Origin of the sequence: Schauerella aestuarii (genome assembly GCF_009866805.1) — a bacterium.
GTDB lineage: Bacteria > Pseudomonadota > Gammaproteobacteria > Burkholderiales > Burkholderiaceae_B > Schauerella > Schauerella aestuarii.
The window spans coordinates 530,009-546,952 of sequence record NZ_SIZW01000042.1 but is presented as its reverse complement, the minus strand read 5'-3'; the positions used below and the strand labels follow the sequence as shown (position 1 = coordinate 546,952).

12 protein-coding genes and 1 pseudogene are annotated in these 16,944 nt (G+C 64.6%); 2 read left to right on the top strand and 11 right to left on the bottom strand.

The features are described from left to right. Positions 1–53: 53 nt before the first annotated feature. Positions 54–791, top strand: coding sequence for an RNA pseudouridine synthase (locus EYW45_RS17650; RefSeq protein ID WP_161136730.1), 738 nt, complete (start codon positions 54–56; stop codon positions 789–791). Between the two features lie 263 nt (positions 792–1,054). Here the strand turns inward: EYW45_RS17650 and dbpA are convergent. The 7 genes and pseudogenes from dbpA to EYW45_RS17615 form a co-directional block, all read right to left on the bottom strand. Continuing rightward, positions 1,055–2,452, bottom strand: a pseudogene (gene dbpA / locus EYW45_RS17645) (ATP-dependent RNA helicase DbpA); the annotation flags it as partial. A gap of 120 nt (positions 2,453–2,572) precedes the next feature. Next, the gene (locus tag EYW45_RS17640; protein ID WP_202444780.1) at positions 2,573–3,832 is read right to left on the bottom strand and encodes an OmpP1/FadL family transporter; all 1,260 of its coding nucleotides are present in this window, start codon (positions 3,830–3,832) and stop codon (positions 2,573–2,575) included. A 14-nt stretch (positions 3,833–3,846) separates the two neighbouring features. Continuing rightward, positions 3,847–5,874, bottom strand: a complete 2,028-nt coding sequence (locus EYW45_RS17635) for a 3-hydroxyacyl-CoA dehydrogenase NAD-binding domain-containing protein (RefSeq protein ID WP_161136728.1) — start codon at positions 5,872–5,874, stop codon at positions 3,847–3,849. After that, positions 5,871–7,166, bottom strand: coding sequence for an acetyl-CoA C-acetyltransferase (locus EYW45_RS17630; RefSeq protein ID WP_161136727.1), 1,296 nt, complete (start codon positions 7,164–7,166; stop codon positions 5,871–5,873). Before EYW45_RS17630 ends, EYW45_RS17635 begins: the two co-directional genes overlap by 4 nt. Positions 7,167–7,174: 8 nt before the next feature. After that, positions 7,175–9,523: an acyl-CoA dehydrogenase gene (locus tag EYW45_RS17625; RefSeq protein WP_161136726.1), complete on the bottom strand. Its 2,349-nt coding sequence runs from the start codon at positions 9,521–9,523 to the stop codon at positions 7,175–7,177. A 115-nt stretch (positions 9,524–9,638) separates the two neighbouring features. Continuing rightward, positions 9,639–10,349 (bottom strand): TetR/AcrR family transcriptional regulator, encoded by a 711-nt coding sequence (locus EYW45_RS17620; RefSeq protein WP_235939106.1) that lies wholly within the window; start codon positions 10,347–10,349, stop codon positions 9,639–9,641. 116 nt (positions 10,350–10,465) lie between these two features. Beyond that, positions 10,466–11,959 (bottom strand): EAL domain-containing protein, encoded by a 1,494-nt coding sequence (locus tag EYW45_RS17615; RefSeq protein ID WP_161136725.1) that lies wholly within the window; start codon positions 11,957–11,959, stop codon positions 10,466–10,468. A 263-nt stretch (positions 11,960–12,222) separates the two neighbouring features. On the opposite strand from EYW45_RS17615, the gene EYW45_RS17610 reads away from it, so the two are divergent. Continuing rightward, on the top strand, positions 12,223–13,035 hold the full coding sequence (locus EYW45_RS17610; protein WP_235939105.1) for a 5'-methylthioadenosine/adenosylhomocysteine nucleosidase: 813 nt from the start codon (positions 12,223–12,225) through the stop codon (positions 13,033–13,035). On the opposite strand, the gene EYW45_RS17605 is transcribed toward EYW45_RS17610, so the two are convergent. The 4 genes from EYW45_RS17605 to EYW45_RS17590 form a co-directional block, all read right to left on the bottom strand. Beyond that, positions 12,972–13,844 (bottom strand): lysophospholipid acyltransferase family protein, encoded by an 873-nt coding sequence (locus tag EYW45_RS17605; protein ID WP_161136723.1) that lies wholly within the window; start codon positions 13,842–13,844, stop codon positions 12,972–12,974. The genes EYW45_RS17610 and EYW45_RS17605 overlap by 64 nt on opposite strands. Before the next feature lie 293 nt (positions 13,845–14,137). Further along, entirely contained in the window at positions 14,138–14,557 is a 420-nt protein-coding gene (locus tag EYW45_RS17600; RefSeq protein ID WP_161136722.1) for a RidA family protein, read from the bottom strand. Continuing rightward, on the bottom strand, positions 14,554–16,062 hold the full coding sequence (locus EYW45_RS17595) for an N-acyl-D-amino-acid deacylase family protein (RefSeq protein WP_161136721.1): 1,509 nt from the start codon (positions 16,060–16,062) through the stop codon (positions 14,554–14,556). The genes EYW45_RS17600 and EYW45_RS17595 overlap by 4 nt, the downstream gene beginning before the upstream one ends. Before the next feature lie 4 nt (positions 16,063–16,066). Further along, positions 16,067–16,939 (bottom strand): MurR/RpiR family transcriptional regulator, encoded by an 873-nt coding sequence (locus tag EYW45_RS17590; protein WP_161136720.1) that lies wholly within the window; start codon positions 16,937–16,939, stop codon positions 16,067–16,069. Between the last annotated feature and the right edge of the window lie 5 nt (positions 16,940–16,944).

Here is a 16,944-nt window from a genome sequence, read left to right as displayed (position 1 = left end):
CGCCTACAATGGCACATTGCGCGCTAGCGTCTTGTATCGAAGCTTTCCGTCCTATGAACGAAACAGTGCGTCTGGCCAAGCAGGTCGCCGATCAATTTGCGTGCTCGCGGGCACAAGCCGAGCGCTACATCGAATGTGGGTGGGTATCGGTCGACGGCCGCGTCGTCGAGCAGCCGGGCGAGCGCGTCCAGCCCGGTCAAGTGGTCGCCTTGTCCGACGAGGCCACCACGGCGGACATTCCGCCAGCCACGTTCCTGCTGAACAAACCCGAAGGGTTGACGACGCGCCTGGATGATGGCGTGATCGACGCCTACATCGCGTTGCTCGTGGCGGCCAACCAAGTCGCACATGGCCCGGAAGGCGCGGCCGCGATCCGGCGCATCCATTTCAAGCGACTCGAATTGGTGACGCCGCTCGAAACCGGGGCCAGCGGCCTCGTGGTGCTCACCCAGGATTTCCGGATCAAGCGCAAGCTCGTGACCGACGCCTCCGAAATCGAACACGAGTACGTGGTGTCGGTCACGGGTGATGCTGCGGCGGATCGTGACGTAATCACGCAACTGGCGCGCAGTTCGAGCGGCGACAGGAAAGCTCAGGCGAAAGTGAGTTGGCAGAGCGAAGGGCAATTGCGCTTCGCGCTGAAGACGCCGGAGAAGGGCGAGATCGCCGAGCGGTGCGAAGCCGCCGGATTGACCGTCACCGGAATGCGGCGGTTGCGGATCGGCCGGCTGCCATTGGCCGGCCTGGCTCCCGGCCAATGGCGTTATCTCGCAGGTTTCGAGCGCTTCTGAGCCGACGAGCCGGCCGGACGCGCCCGGCCGTCGTCCCGGCGCGGCGCGCCCGAACCGCTACCCGACCCCGAACGCGGCTGTGGCTTGCTCCATGACGGCGCGCCGGCGCCTGCCTGATTACCGGCGCCACTGCGCGGGGGCCGAGCGCCGGTTGCGCGGCGGGGGGCTTCCCGATCGCCAGACTTGGCGCCCGTGCGGGCCGGCATGGACAGGCCTGCTTCCGGCTTGCCGCCATCGGCGGGCCGGCCCTGGCCATCCACACCCAGCATGCGGATGCGAAACTTCTTACCCTTGATCTGGCCGTTCGCCAGCGCTTCCATCGCCCGGCCGGCCGCAGCGCGCGCCACGGCCACATAGCTCACCGCGTCGCCCACGGCGATCTTGCCCACTTCCTCTTTCGACAGCCCCGCTTCACCGGTGAGCGCACCCAGCACGTCACCGGGACGCAGCTTGTCGCGCTTGCCGCCCAGAATCAGCAACGTCATCATCGACGCCTTGAGCGGTTGACGCACGTCCGCCGGATAGTCGGCAAGCTTCGCCCATTCCAGCCGTGTGGGCTGAAACGCTTCGATCTGCGTGGCCCATTGCATCTCTTCGGGGGCGCACAAGGTCAGCGCAATGCCCGTGCGATCCGCGCGGCCCGTGCGGCCGATACGATGCACGTGCACGTCCTGATCCGGACTGACCTCAACATTGATCACCAGGGCAAGGTCGGCGATATCCAGACCGCGGGCGGCTACATCGGTCGCCACCAACACCACGCAACTGCGTTGCGTGAATTGCACCAGCACCTCGTCGCGATCGCGTTGCTCAAGATCGCCGTGCAACGCCAGGGCACTGATGCCGGCGGCGTGCAGATATTCGGTCAGCTCGCGGCAGCCGGCTTTGGTATTGCAAAATGCCAGCGCGCTTTCCGGGCGGAAATGGGAGAGCAACTGCACCACCGCTGCAAGCCGCGCGCTGGGATCGATCTCGAAAAACTTCTGCGTGATGGCCTGCGGCGCGCGCTCGGCATCCACGGTGATTTCTTGCGGACTGCGCAGCAGGCGCGTGGTCAGCTTGCGGATATTTTCCGGATAGGTGGCCGAGAACAACAGCGTCTGGCGGGCCGTCGGGCAGTGGCTCGCCACACGGGCGATATCTTCATAGAACCCCATGTCCACCATGCGATCCGCTTCGTCGAGCACCAACGTGGAAATGCCCGACACGTTCAGCGCCTCGCGATCCAGCAGATCGAGCACGCGGCCTGGCGTGCCCACGGCAATATGCGCGCCGCGTTGCAACGATTCGACCTGACCGCGGATCGGCACGCCGCCGCACAACGTCAACACCCGCAAATTAGGAATCGTTTGCGCCAGTTGGCGGATGGCTTGCGCCACCTGGTCGGCCAGCTCGCGGGTCGGGCACAGGATCAGCGCCTGCGTGGTCGCACTTGCGGTGTCGATCTTCTGCAGCGTACCCAGCGCAAATGCGGCAGTCTTGCCGCTGCCGGTCTTGGCGCGCGCGATGATGTCGCGGCCCGCCAGGATGAACGGCAGGGTTGCGGCCTGGATGGGCGTCATCGCAGTGAACGACAAACGTTCGAGGGCGAGCAGCAAGGGTGCTGAAAGCGGCAGGCCGCCGAAGGCAAGGGCGGCAGGGGAGGCGGGTGCAGAGGTCATGGAGGGCAACGGTCAGAAGGCGCGCGAGTGGCGCGGGAACACCCCGCCCAGGCGATACGCGCCACCGCGCAGTCTAGCAGGCCCGCCGCCAGCGGGCCCAGGACGGCAAGGCGGCCGGCCTCAGAAGCGTGAGGAAACCTGCAGGCCGACCACGTTGCCGTGACTGTTGTACTGACCGTTCACGAGGCCTTTCTGCACCTGGTTTTCACCATCGTTGTTGATCTTGGTTTTATCCAGATAGAGATAGCTGTAGCCGAGATCGATGGTGGTGCTCTTGGTCGCCTGCCACTGAATGCCGGTGGCGAACCACCAGCGGTCGTTATCGGGCAGCGACACGGGCCGATAGCGCGAACTGGACACGGGCGTTTGATCCCATGCAACGCCAACCTTCCATTTCCACGCTTCGTTGATCTTGTAGTTGGCGCCGAGTGCGATCCGCCATGCATCGTTGAACTCGAGCTTGAGCGCATCGTCGGGCAGCCCGCCGCTATTGCGAATCCGCAACTCGGGAATACTGCTCCAGCCGGTCCAGGACACGTCGGCCAGCAGATCCCAGCGGCTGTTCAGGTTCTGCACCAGGCTGAGGATGGCAGTATCGGGGAAGTCGACGCTGGTCTTGGCATCGACCTTCAGCGGACCCACTTCGGTGTTGCCATCGACCTTGTGCCGCACCTTCGAGCGGTACGAGAGGCCGACGCGTGTTTTATCTGTGGCTTGCCACATCGCGCCGGCGTTCCAGCCCCACGCATCGCCGCTCATCGTGACGTCGGCCGGGGTGAGCAACCCGGGCGGCAGGATGGCCTGACGCTCGTACTCTGCTTCCAGCCGTTGCCAGTTCACGCCGGCGCCGAGCGAGAACGTGTCGGTCACACGGTACGACACCGACGGATTGACGTTATACGTTTTGACGTCGAACTTGCGGCTTTGATATTGACCTGCCCAACCGGCATCGTATTTGGTCATCGATCCGAACGGCGCACCCACGCCCACGCCCACGTGCCAGCGATCGTTGACTTGCCACGACACATACCCGTTGGGCACGACGCCCAATGTGCCTGGATCGCCACCCGATCCGCCCGTGGGGCGGCCGCCGCCGAGCGCGGTTGGATTGCGCGACAGGCCGCTGTCGGAAAATTTGAACGACGGCTTGATGAGGCTGACGCCGCCCGATACGTTGATCCCATCCAGCAGGCTCATGCCGGCCGGATTGAAGTAGATCGTGCTGGCATCTTCGGCGATGGCGGCCGATCCCGCATAAGCGTTACCCAAGCCACTATTGTTCTGTTCGAACAACTGAAAGCCTGCGGCGTGAGCGCTTAGCGCGCCCATCGACATGACAAGCGTTGAAAGGGTTCTCAAGGGCATTGACGAACTACGCATGGTGGACTGCCTCCTCAGGTACTGCTTGTGGGTGCGACGACGTGCCCGGGCTTATCGGCCCGGTGTTGGTTGTGTTGGTGCAAGTGCAGGGGGCCGCCGGTGAAGGGCGCGAATCCGGCGCCGAAGATCAGGCCGGCATCGGCCATGTCGGGATCGCTCACTACGCCGGCAGCCACGCAAGCCTGGGCCTGACGGGTGAGCGGTGCAAGCAGGCGATCGGCCAGTCGGGGAGGCGGCGTGGCGGCGCCAACCTTGACGGGTTTGTCGTTGCGCCACACGTAAAAGCCGCGGCCCGTCTTGGCGCCCAGATGACCCGCTGTGGTCAAACGCGTCAACGCGCCAGGAGCGGCCTGGCCGACGCTGAGTTGCTCACCGGCGGCAAGTGCCACGTCGAGCCCCACGCGATCGGCGAGTTCGATCGGTCCCAACGGCATGCCGAAGGCCACCATCGCCGCATCCACCGTTTCGGGTGTCATCCCTTCATCAAGACAACGCATCGCTTCGAGCATATAAGGCGCCAGTACCGCATTGACCAGAAAGCCAGGCGAGTCTGACACCGGGAGCGGAAGTTTGTCGAGCGCGGCAATGAGTTGGTTGGTCTGCCGCAACACTTGCGGGTCGGTCTGTGCATCGCTCACCACTTCGACGAGCGGCATGCGTGCGACGGGATTGAAGAAGTGGATGCCGATGAAGCGAGCGGGTTGTGCCAGACCCTCACGCAACGTGGCCAGCGACAGGCTCGACGTATTGGTCGCCAGGATGGCGGTGGGCCGCATGCGCGGCGCAAGCGACGCGTAGAGGGCTTGTTTGGCGTCGACGCGTTCGACGATGGCCTCGATGATCAGATCGGCGCGTGGCACGCCATCGCCGCGGGCATCCGGGGTCAAGCGATCGAACGCGTTGCGCGCTTCCAGGGGCGACCCTGCGCGACGCGCGAAGAGCTTGGTGGCGCGGGCCAATGCTGCGCCGATCCGGGCGGGATCGGTGTCCTGCAAGGTGACACGCAGTCCTTTGAGTGCACACCATGCGGCGATATCGCCGCCCATGACGCCGGCGCCGATGACGTGAACCTGCCGGATGCCGTCGTCCGATTCGCTGCTTTGCCTGCCTTGGCCTTTCAGCCGTTCGCGCAAGCGGAACACGCGCAGCAATTCGCGTGCGGTGTCGCCGTTGACGATGGACTCGATCAGTGGTGGCGCCCGCAAGGGATTGCCACCATGTTCGGACCAGCATTCGATGATCGCGCGGGGCGCATCGTAGTGATGATAGGGATCGCGTTTGTCCACGGATTTGCGCGCTTGCACGGCAACCAGTTTTTTGAAGGGCGGCAGATTGGTGAGCGCCCGCCAGCCGCGCGCGCGTGCCGGTCGGCGTTTGGAAGAGACGAGACCCCGCGCGCTTGCATGCATCACCCGGGCCGGCACGCGCAGATCAACGATGCCGGCGCGGCTGGCGCGTGCAGGGGTGAGGGTGCGGCCCGACAGCATCAGATCGAGCGCCTGCGGGGCGCCGATCAATGCCGGCAGGCGCGCCATGCTGCCCCAGGCGGGAAAAATCCCCAGCATCACTTCAGGCAAACCGAGTGTGGTGCCCGGTTCGTCCACCACGATGCGGTAGCGGCAGGCCAGTGCCAGCTCCAGGCCGCCACCCAGGCAATGTCCGCGGATCAACGCAAGCGTGGGGTAGGGCGCGCGCGCCAGCCGATCGAAGGTGTCCCAACCGCTCGCGATCAATACGCGTGCATCCTGCACGGTAGTCAGTGCGGCAAACGCGTCGATGTCCGCACCCACGATGAAGCCGGTGCGCTTGGCGCTCTGGATGATCATGCCCGTGGGCACGTGGCGTTCGAAATAGGCCAGGATGTGATCGAGCTCGTCGAGCACTTCGGCCGACAAGGCATTCACGGTATGTTCGGCGCGGTCGAAGGTGAGCCATAACAGGCCGTCGCTTTCCTGCTCGGCGCGCCAATTGCGCAAGGCGTGCCCGATGTCGACGGCCGTTGCCGCCAGGGGGCCGCGCGCCCGATCTTCGAATGCGGTCATGAGGCGCTCCCATTGAGTGTTTCGATCAACATGGCGCCGCCTTGGCCGCCGCCGATGCAAATGGCCGCCATGCCGCGGCGCAAACCGCGGCCATGCAGATTGCGCAGCAGTTGCAGCACGATCCGCGCGCCCGATGCGCCCACGGGATGACCGAGCGCGATGGCGCCACCCGCCACGTTGAGTCGCGCTTGATCCAGCGTGCCGAACGCACCGCAGCCGAAATGTTCGCGGCAATAGTCGTCGCTTTCCCAGGCGGCCAGGCAGGCGAGCACCTGCGCTGCAAAAGCTTCGTTGATTTCCCAGAGGTCGAGATCGTGCAGGCCCAGACCGTGGCGCTGCATGATCGGCGTGGCAGCGTGTACCGGACCCAGTCCCATCTGAGCGGGGTCCAGTCCGGCCCATTGCACGTCGACAATGCGCCCGATGGGTTGCAGCTGCCATTTGTCGACGGCGGCCGCACTGGCGAGTACCAGCATGGCGGCGCCATCGGTGACCTGCGAGCTGTTGCCCGCGGTGATCTGGCCGTAGGGTTTATCGAACACGGCTTTCAATCGCGCCAGTTTTTCGGGCGTGGCATCGTCGCGAATGCCGTCATCGCGATCGTGCAGTACCCCGGACAGGGCCGTCACGCCCACCACGTCGGCAAAGGCGCCGGACGATTGCGCGATGCGCGCGCGGCGGTGGCTGCGCTGCGCATAGGTGTCCATCGCCAGCCGATCGATGCCGAAACGCGCGGCCAGATTTTCGGCCGTCTGGCCCATCGACAAGCCGACGACGGGATCGTTGAGCCCTTTCAAGAGACCGATGACGGGCGCCAGATCGGCCGGTCGAAATCGCTTGATCAAGGCCAGCCTGGCACGCCACGATGAGGCGGCTCGCCATTGCGAGAGCCACGCCACCATGGCGTCGGAAACCAGCAAAGGGGCCCGCGAGAGCGCGTCCACGCCGCCCGCCAGCACCAACTGCGCGCGGCCCGCTTGCAATGTGAGCAACGCGGAATCGAGGGCCTGCATGCCGGAGGCGCAATTTCGCATCACCGTCCAGCCGGGCACATGCTCGCCGCAACCGGCCCGCAGCGCCACGACGCGGCCGATATTGGTCTCGTCGGCCGATGGCGCAGCACAACCGAGGATCACCTCGTCGATATCGCCAGCGGCAAAAGGTTGGCGCAACAGCAGGGCGCGGCTTGCCTGCGTGGCCAGGTCGCCGGCCGAAAAGGGACCGGGCGCGTTGCGTGCTTTCAGGAATGGCGTGCGTGCGCCATCGATAATGTAGATGGGCTGAAAGGCCATGGAAATCCTCAACCGTTGGCCGTGCGGGCCAGGGGTTCTTCGGCAATCGCGCGACCGTAGTCGAACGGAAAATCGTCCACCGCGATCACACGGTCGCGCAGGATGTCACGATTCTTGAGTTGTGCATATTCGTCCTCGGTCAATCCGCCTGCGGCATAAGCGGCTTGCGTTGCGTCGCGCACATTGTTCAGCGGACTGCCGGCCATCTCGCCGCGCTTTTCGATCGCGCGCACCTTGGCATCCAAGGGTTCGCAGGCAATGGCCGCGAGGAAGGCGGCTTCGATGGCGCCGACGGGATCGCGATCGCTGTCCGGCAAAAAGCAGGTGGCCGTCAGACGATCGCGCGTGCCGCCCGGTGTCATCAGTTGACGGGCCACGTCATGGCCAAGCGCATCGCTGGGCGGCGCGGCGAAGGCGCCACCAGGCAGGGCGATCAGGCGCAACATGCCTGCCGCCAGGCGGTTCGGAAAGTTTGCGAGCACCCCTTCGAATGCCGTCTGCGCCCGCATCAGGGCGTCCTGCACGCTCCAGTGCACGAGGGCGGCATCGGCCTGTTGACGGCCCTCGTCTTCGAATCGCTTGAGCGTGCATGAAATCAAATACATCTGCGAAAGCACGTCGCCCAGGCGTGCAGAAAGTTTTTCACGGCGCTTGAGTTCGCCGCCCAGCACCAGCATCGCCACATCGGCTGCGACCGCGAAACCGGCCGACATGCGTGACAACTGCTGGTAATAACGCTTCATGCCGGGATCGACATCGGCAGCCACTGTGACCAGACGGGCACCCGTCACGGCGCGTCCGAATGCCCGTCCCGCATTGCCGAAGATGAAGCGCACGTGCGACCAGAATGCGTCGTCGAACGCGATCAGGCCGCGTTCGTGATCGGCGTCGCGCGCGGCCTGCATTTCCTTCAGCACATAAGGATGGCAGCGGATCGCGCCTTGCCCGAAAATGATCAGGCTGCGCGTGAGGATGTTCGCGCCTTCGACGGTGATGCCGATGGGCAACTGCTGATAGGCCCGGCCCAGGAAATTGGCGGGTCCCAGACAAATTCCCTTGCCGCCGATCACATCCATGCCGTCGTTGACGACCTGGCGCGCACGCTCGGTGATGTGATATTTGACGATGGCCGACACCACCGATGGCTTCGCCCCTTGATCGAGGCCGCCCGCCGTCATCACGCGGGCGGCGTCCATCATGTAGGTATGGCCGGCGATCCGCGTGAGGGCTTCTTCCACCCCCTCGAACTTGCCCACCGGAAGCCGAAACTGGGTGCGCACGCGCGCGTAGGCGCCCACGGCGCGCGCGGTAAGCACGCACATGCCCGTGTTGGACGACGGCAGCGATATCGAGCGTCCCGCAGCGAGGCACTCCATCAGCATGCGCCAGCCGTGTCCGGCGCGCGCAGGGCCACCGATGATGAAGTCGAGCGGCATGAACACATCGCGGCCGTGCGTCGGCCCGTTCATGAACATGGCGTTGAGCGGGAAATGCCGCCGGCCGGTCTCCACACCCGGATGGTCGTGGGGCACCAAGGCGCAGGTGATGCCGATATCGTCGATCTCGCCCAATAGATGGTCGGGATCGTAGAGGCGAAACGCCAGGCCCAGCAGGGTGCATACCGGTGCCAGCGTGATGTAGCGCTTGTCCCACGACACGCGCATGCCCAGCACGTCCTGGCCTTGCCACATGCCGCGGCACACGACGCCTCGATCCGGGATGGCGGCGGCGTCCGATCCCGCCCACGGGCTGGTCAACGCAAACGCCGGCACGTCGTCGCCGCGCGCGAGTCGCGGCAGATAGTGTGCTTTCTGCGCGTCGGTGCCGTAATGCAGGAGCAGTTCGGCCGGACCCAGAGAGTTGGGCACCATCACCGATACCGACAGGGCCGATGATCGGGTGGAAAGCTTGGTCACGACCTGCGAATGGGCGAACGCCGAGAATCCCAACCCGCCGTGCGACTCGGGAATGATCATTCCCAAAAAGCCATTCTGCTTGAGATACGTCCATACGTTTTCCGGCAGATCGAAGCGGTGCTGGGTAACGTCCCAGTCGTCGACCATGGCGCAGACGATCTCGACTTCGCGGTCCATGAAGGCTTGTTCACGGGCGGTGAGTACGGGGCGCGGGTAAGCGGCGAGCGTGCCCCATTGAGGATTGCCGCGGAACAATTCACCTTCCCACCACACGGTGCCGGCCTCGAGCGCATCGCGTTCGGTATCCGACATTTGCGGGAGCACGCGCCGGAACACCTTCAGCAGCGGGCGCGAGAGGATCGCGCGCCTTAAAGCCGGGACGACGAGCACGACGATCGGCACGCCGATGACGATGGCCAGCACGAGTAAAGCAACGCCCATGGTGATGTCTCCTGTCCGCTATTGTCGAAAGCACACATGGCGCATGCGGTTCGCGTCATATGTCTGAAGGGCTAAGCCGATCGCCGGTTGTGGCGACGACTCGGGCTGTTTGAGGTCAGGCGACGGGTTGAGGCAAGGGCGCGCGCAAGCCCCCCAACAGAAAACTCATCAGGCGTTCGAGCAGCCGTTCGGTTTCCGCTGTGGTGCCATGTTGGGACGCGGTTGGCGGCGCGTCCTGTCCGAGATCCTCCCAGCCCATGACGAGGCGCAAGGTGTTCGACCCCGCAATCGCAAACGACGTCGCGCCCAGCATGAAATGAAACCGCCACAGAATCTCCTCGCGCGGCACATCGGGCAAGGCGCGAAACAGCGCACGCTTGAAGCGTTCCAGTACCCCGGCGTATTCGTCGGCGAAGACGGTACGCACGAAATTCGCCGGGTCGGTCATCGTACGTTCGAGGAGCGTAAGAAAACGCCCACCTTCGTTCTTCGGCGATGCGGCCTGGCGCAGGAGGGTGCCGAAGAAGGCGTCGACGATCTGCGAGGGCTTGAGGGCTTGATCGCCGGCCTGGCTTTCCAGTGCATCGAGCGCAGCGAGGCGTTCGCTGTTGAGCGACGCGAGCCGGCGTTTCAGTACCGCCTGGATCAGCGCTTCTTTCCCGCCGAAGTGATAATTGACGGCGGCCAGATTGGCGTGCGCCTCGCGCGTGATGTCGCGCAACGAGGTGGCGGCGTGCCCGTGCTCGACAAACAGACGTTCGGCGCAATCGAGCAGCGCTTCGCGCGTGGTGACGGAACGGAGATCGGTGGCGTGGCGCATCGTCATCCTCGGATCGGTAACCGTTCGAATGACCGCCTCTCAACCGAATGGCTATTTCAAACGAACGTTTGAATTCTACGGAGCCGCAGGGTTGCTCGCCAACTAGGGTTTACGTGCACGGATCACGTGCCGTTGAGCGCATCGGCATATCGCCGGAAGGCAGCAGCAGGGAGGGCGCGGCTGAACAGCCAGCCTTGCCCGTATTGCACCCCGCGCGCCAACAGATAGTCGGCTTGGGCCGTGGTTTCGATACCTTCGGCGATGAGCGTGAGACCAAGATCCTGCGCCATGGCGATGATGTGATCGGCCACCGTGCTGCTGGCTGATTCGGTGCCCACGGTGTCGACGAACCGCTTGTCGATCTTCAGGACGTCGACCGGGAGATTCTGCAGGTAAGCCAGGCTCGAATAGCCCGTGCCGAAATCGTCGATGTACACCGAGTGGCCTGCATCCCGAATCGCCTGAAGTTGGTCCCGAGCGAGGGCGGGATCGAAAAAGCCCCGCTCGGTCACTTCCAGACAGAGCTGCTCCGGACGAATGCCCGAACGCGCCATGGCCTGGTCGAGCACATCGGGCATGCCGTCGCGGCTGATGTCGGGCGGCGACACGTTGAACGAAATGCGGACGTTGGGCCGGTCTGCGAGGAAGGGGCCGAGATCTGCCGCGATGCGGGCCACCACCAGCGCGGTGATGTCCACGATGGCGCCGCTCTGTTCGGCAAGGGGGATGAACACATCCGGCTTCATCCAGGTGCCGTCGCCCAGGGGCCAGCGTACGAGGGCTTCGGCGCCTACGCAACGTTGCGCGTGCATGTCCACGATCGGCTGGTAGTGCACTTCCAGGTCGCCGCGCTGCACGGCCGCTTGCAACTGATATCCCAGCGACTGATAGCGCCGCAGCAGACTGAGCGCGCCCCAACCGCCGAATATGCCGCAGATCAGGCCCATGGGCACCCAGATCAGCATTTGCTCGCGCCAGGCATTTTCGATCGTGCCCAACGGCACCGAGGCGACGACCGCGATCGGCAGGGCCGACGACTTCTGCACGGTAAAGTACCGGCCCTCGTGCGTGGACGATTCGCCGCGCAATGCGGCCGCCAGCAGGGGAGCGGGGTTGCTGGTTTCCCAACGGGCGACCACCTGGCTGGTGGGTACGCTCACGACCGCCAGCGCCATTTCTGCCGTATTGCCCAGCACGTCGACGTAACTGAGCGGGTCGACGACGATGACGTGATTGTCGCGCCGGAAGTTCACCATGCGGCGATTCAACCCGGTTGGGTTATGCGCCGAAAACCAGATCGAGACACCGTCGCGGGTGCGCCAGTCGGGCGTGTCGAGTACCGGCAATTCGCGCTCGTCGCTATTGGAGGCACACACGGCCCGCGAGCCCTGGTAATACGCCACGCTTGAAACATACCGGTATTCATACGCCACGCGGCGCAGGGCGGCAAGATGGGGTGGCGTGCAGCCCGTATCGCGAAAGCCGGATAATTCGTCCAGCGCGTTCTTGCTGCGTTGAATGACGTCTTCCGCGCGATGCAGGGCGCGTCGCGCGAAGAGATCGACATCGGCGCGATACTGGCGTTCAGCCTGATCGTGTGCCCACGTTGCGCTCAACCACAGAGGAATGGTTACGGCGGCGCAAAAGAGGATCAGTGCGAAATAAAATGGCAGTGGCCGACGCTTGAACATGTTCGGTATGAGACGCCTGAGCGGGGCGGACGGACGAGCGTCATCGCGATACCAATGACCCAATGCGCAAGCATAGCGTCTTTTTGACGCCGCGCACGGTCCGGGAACGCAGTTTTATCCGGCGCCGCGCACCGTGTTCACGCGGCACGTCACGCGCAGTCCAAATGTTTGTTTATCGGAGTACAACGTTGATCCCCACTTCAAGACCCCTCGGCATCGTGGCCGCCTTGCATGCCGAGATCGCCGGCCTGCTCGAGGCGATGCAGGCCCGCCACGTACAACGCATCGGCGGCCGCGACTATCATCGCGGCATGCTGGACGGCCGGGCGTGTGTGGTGGTGCTCGCTCGCGTGGGCAAGGTCGCCGCCGCGGCCACGGTGGTGACGCTGATCCATACGTTCGACGTCGAAGCGATTGTGTTTACCGGGGTTGCAGGCGGCATCGGGCCGGGAGTGGCCATTGGCGATATCGTGATTGGCGACGTCTTCATGCAGCACGACATGGACGCCAGCCCGTTGTTTCCCCGGCACGAAATTCCGTTGCTGGCGCTGAGCCGCCTGCCGGCCACGCCGGACCTGAGCGACCGCATGACGGCGTGTGCCGGTGCGTTTCTGACGCACGATATGCCGACCGCGATCACAGCCGATGATCGTTCTGTATTCGCCCTGCGCGCGCCGCGGGTGCATCGCGGGCTCATCGTGAGCGGCGATTGCTTTGTGAGCGGCGCCACGCATGCCGCTGAGATTCTTGCCGCACTGCCTGACGCCCTGTGCGTCGAAATGGAGGGCGGCGCGGTGGCGCAGGTATGCGTCGAATATGGTGTGCCGTTTACCGTCGTTCGAACCATCTCCGACCGCGCCGATGCCCAGGCCGCGACCGACTTCATGCGGTTCGTCAACGCCGTGGCGAGCGCCTATGCCAGCGGCGTGTTGCGGCGTTATCTGGCGGCGTTCACCGATGCGGCATCGGTGGCGAGCGGCGCGCCGGTAGGCCGCTTATAGCGGTTGTAGCCCCATAGATATTGATTGGGCGCCATTTTGATCAGTCTCTCCATGTGGGCGTTGATCGCCACAGTGGCCGCATGCGGATCGGCGGGCAGCGGGTGATCGAGCGGTTCGACATGGATGCGGTAGCTCGCGCGCGCGGCAAGCCGTTGCGCGAATACAAGCACGATCGTCGCGCCCGTTTGCGCTTGCAGGCGCTGCACGAGCGTCATCGTATAAGCCTGGCGACCGAAAAACGGCGCCCACTCACCTTCGCCGCCCGGCGGGCATTGGTCGGGCAGGATACCCACGATCTCACCGCGTCGCAGGGCCTTCAACAGCATGCGCACGCCGCGATAATTGGCCGGCGCCATCGCCAGATCCTGGCCTGCGCGATTGCGTTCGACGAGTTTGCGGAAGTAATCGCTGCGCGGCGGCTTGAACAATACGGTCGAGCGTGCGTGTTGCGCGAAGAGCGGTCCGAGCAGCTCATAGCCGCCAAGATGCGGGGAGAGCAGGATCACGCCTTTACCTTTCGCCAGGGCCGCCTGAACAGGCGCCTGATAATTTTCCGGTTCGATGTGCAGGGGCGCCACGCCGTTTTGCCGCATCCAGAAATACGGCATCTCCATCATCATGCGCCCGGCGGCGCGGCCGGCGGAGGTGACGTCACCGCCTGTGGCGGCCGGAAATGCATGCAGATAATTGGTGCGCAGCCGCTCGCCATAACGGCCCGGCAAGCGTGCGATGAGGGTGCCGACAATGTCACCGATAGATTGCGCCCAGGCGAGCGGGAGGCGGGAGACCAGCCAGAATATGAGCGTCATGACCGTCCTTTTGACGTGGGCCCGAGCGGGCTGCGAGACGCGGATGCTGCGATCGGCCGGGGAGAGGCCGCCGCGGCGCAGGGCGTGAAACCAAGCCTTGCGCGCTATCGACTATACGCCTATCCACGGCCGATCTCGCTGCGCCGCAACAACTCATCACGATGGAGTCTAGAGACTTCACATGACGGTTGTTCGCGTAGCGGGATGACACAGATGCCACGGGACGAACGTGGCAGACGTCGGGACGCTTGAGGAGTTCAAGGTCCCGCGCGTTGGTCAGATTCTCGTGCTGCTCAGGGCTTCTTGTAGGCCACGCACTCGACTTCGACCTTGGCGTCGATCACCAGGCGCGACTCCACGCAGGCGCGCGCGGGCGGATGTTCGCCGAAGTATTCGACGAAGACTTTGTTGAAGGCGGCGAAGTCGCGCGGGTCCTCGAGCCACACGCCGCAACGAATGACGTTTTCCGGGCCGTAGCCGGCTTCTTTCAGCACGGCCATCAGATTGCGGATGACCACGTGCGACTGCGTGGTCACATTGCCTACGATGACTTCGCCGTTTTCCATCGGCACCTGACCCGACACGTATAACCAGCCGTCGGCTTGAACGGCACGCGAGAACGGCATGTGTGCCCCGCCTTGGCCGACACCGCCGGCAGCGCCGTAACGAATGATGCCGTTGGCGTCGGGCGTGGGCGTGGATGCATTGCTCATGAACTGATTCCTTTAGGGTGGGTAAGCGTCGAATCCGGATAGGCGTCGAATCCGGCGCGCAAGTCGCCGCTGCGCGGCAACCAGCGGCCGGCGCGATCGGGCAGGGCGTGACCCTGACGGTAGGACAGCGTGCCGTTGACCCAGACGCCTTCGATGCCGGCGGCCGGCTGCACGGGCGCCGCAAACGTGGCGCGATCGATGACGGTCGCTGGGTCGAACAGCACAAGGTCGGCATGATAGCCCTCACGAATGACGCCGCGTTCGGCCAGGCCGAAGCGCGCGGCCGACAGGCCCGTCATTTTGTGCACGGCCTGCGCCAACGGAAACAGGTTCATATCACGGCTGTAATGGCCCAGCACGCGCGGAAACGCACCCCACAGGCGCGGATGCGGCAACGGATCGTTCGGCAAACCGTCCGAACCGATCATCGTGAGCCGGTGCGCGAGGATGCGGCGCACATCGTCCTCGTGCATGCCGTGATACACCGCGCCGGCAGGTTGCAGGCGCCGCGCGGCATCGAGCAGCGAGACATTCCAGGCGGCGGCGATATCGGCCAGTTTGCGCCCGGCCATTTCCGGGTGCGGGGTGCACCAGGTGATGTCGATATCGAAATCGCTGGTCACCTGCTTCAGGTCGAGGGTGGAGGAACTGGCCGAATAGGGATAGCAATCGCAGCCCACCGGCACCATCTTGCCGCCGGTGTCCAGCATCGCCAGGACTTCGCCGCTGCGGCCCCAGTTGCCCGCGCCGGCGCATTTCAGGTGCGACACGATCACCGGCACCCGGGCGTGGCCAGCGATGTCGAAGGCTTCCTGCATCGCGTCGATGATCGCCGCGAATTCGGTGCGCAGGTGGGTGGTGTACAGCGCGCCGAACGCACTGAGCTCTTCGGCCAGCGCTTTGACTTCGACCGTGTCCGCGTCGAATGCCGAGGCGTAGGCCAGGCCGGTGCTCAGCCCGATGGCGCCATGCTCCAGGGCATCGCGCAGTTGTGCGCGCATGCCGGCAATTTCGTGCGCGGTGGCGCTGCGGTCCAGCCGGTCCATATGGTTATTGCGCAGCGCCGTGTGGCCCACGAGCGCGGCCACGTTGACTGCCGGCCGGGCGGCGTCCACCGCATGCGTGTAGTCTGCAAACGTCGGATACACGAAGTCGTGCTGACGGCCCAGCAGATTCATCGGATCGGGCGGGTCGCCGCGCAACGCCACCGGCGAGGCACTGATACCGCAATTCCCCACGACCACTGTCGTCACGCCTTGCGACAGCTTCGGCAGCATCTCGGGCTTGCGGATGACGTTGGTGTCGTCGTGCGTATGCACATCGATAAAGCCCGGTGCCAGCACCAGATCCGTGCCGTCGATGCGATCGCGCGTGCTGGCGCCGGCCAAGGCGCCGGCTGCGGCAACCGCGGCGATACGGCCATCCGCCAACGCCACGTCGGCCATGAATTCGCCGGCGCCGGTGCCGTCAAGCACGCGAACCGCGCCGATTACTGTGTGGTACATCGTGTCAATCTCCGAGCGGCAACCGGTTGGGGCCGCCGCGATACTCGTCCAGCGCCAGCTTGATGCGGCGCAGCCGTTCACGCGTCTCTACCTTGCGTGCCAAGGCCAGTTCCGTGGCCAGAAAATCGATCGCCAGCAGCATGGCGTAGCGCGATGAGGAGGGTTTATAGATGAAGTCGGTTTCGTCGGCATGGATCGGCAGCACCACGTCGGCCAGTTCGGCCAGCGGCGATTCGGGATCGGTGAGCGCGACGATTGGGGCGCGGTATTGCTTGACGATACGGGCGCCCGACAGGATTTCAGGCGTGAGTCCCGAGGCCGACAGCACGATCACCGCGTCACGTTCATCCAGCGTCGCGGCCACCATGCGCAAGAGCACCGCATCGCTGTATGCGGCAACGGGGTAGCCCAGGCGCACGAGCCGCGACTGGGTTTCCTGCGCCAGCGCGGCGGACGCGCCGCCCATGCCGAAGATATACGTCATCCGCGCGCCGCCGACGATCCCGGCCGCGCGTTGCACCAACGCTTCGGAAAACTGCGTGAGATGATGGCGCAGCGTGCTCTCGATATCCGCATACAGGCGGGAATAGAAAGCGCTTTCGTCTGGCGGGGCATCCGTATCCAGAAATCGCGTGCCCACGGCGCTTGCCTGTGCAAGCTTCACCTTCAGGTCTCGCGTATCGTCGCAGCCCACCGCGCGGGCGAAGCGCGAGATCGTCGCAATGCTCACACCTGCCTGTTGTGCCAATTGATCCAATGTGGCACTGGCCGCGTGCGCGATGTCTTCCAGAATCGCATCGGCCACCTTGCGTTCGGTCGCGCTCAGGTCGTCGCGCGTACTGCGGATGTGATAGACGATATCGCGAACGGGTTGCATGCTTC

Excerpts from the sequence above, each read along its gene's own strand:
- EYW45_RS17650 (WP_161136730.1), top strand. The coding sequence starts at position 54 with ATGAACGAAACAGTGCGTCTGGCCAAGCAGGTCGCCGATCAATTTGCG.
- EYW45_RS17640 (WP_202444780.1), bottom strand. The coding sequence starts at position 3,832 with ATGCGTAGTTCGTCAATGCCCTTGAGAACCCTTTCAACGCTTGTCATG.
- EYW45_RS17635 (WP_161136728.1), bottom strand. The coding sequence starts at position 5,874 with ATGACCGCATTCGAAGATCGGGCGCGCGGCCCCCTGGCGGCAACGGCC.
- EYW45_RS17630 (WP_161136727.1), bottom strand. The coding sequence starts at position 7,166 with ATGGCCTTTCAGCCCATCTACATTATCGATGGCGCACGCACGCCATTC.
- EYW45_RS17625 (WP_161136726.1), bottom strand. The coding sequence starts at position 9,523 with ATGGGCGTTGCTTTACTCGTGCTGGCCATCGTCATCGGCGTGCCGATC.
- EYW45_RS17620 (WP_235939106.1), bottom strand. The coding sequence starts at position 10,349 with ATGACGATGCGCCACGCCACCGATCTCCGTTCCGTCACCACGCGCGAA.
- EYW45_RS17605 (WP_161136723.1), bottom strand. The coding sequence starts at position 13,844 with ATGACGCTCATATTCTGGCTGGTCTCCCGCCTCCCGCTCGCCTGGGCG.
- EYW45_RS17600 (WP_161136722.1), bottom strand. The coding sequence starts at position 14,557 with ATGAGCAATGCATCCACGCCCACGCCCGACGCCAACGGCATCATTCGT.
- EYW45_RS17595 (WP_161136721.1), bottom strand. The coding sequence starts at position 16,062 with ATGTACCACACAGTAATCGGCGCGGTTCGCGTGCTTGACGGCACCGGC.
- EYW45_RS17590 (WP_161136720.1), bottom strand. The coding sequence starts at position 16,939 with ATGCAACCCGTTCGCGATATCGTCTATCACATCCGCAGTACGCGCGAC.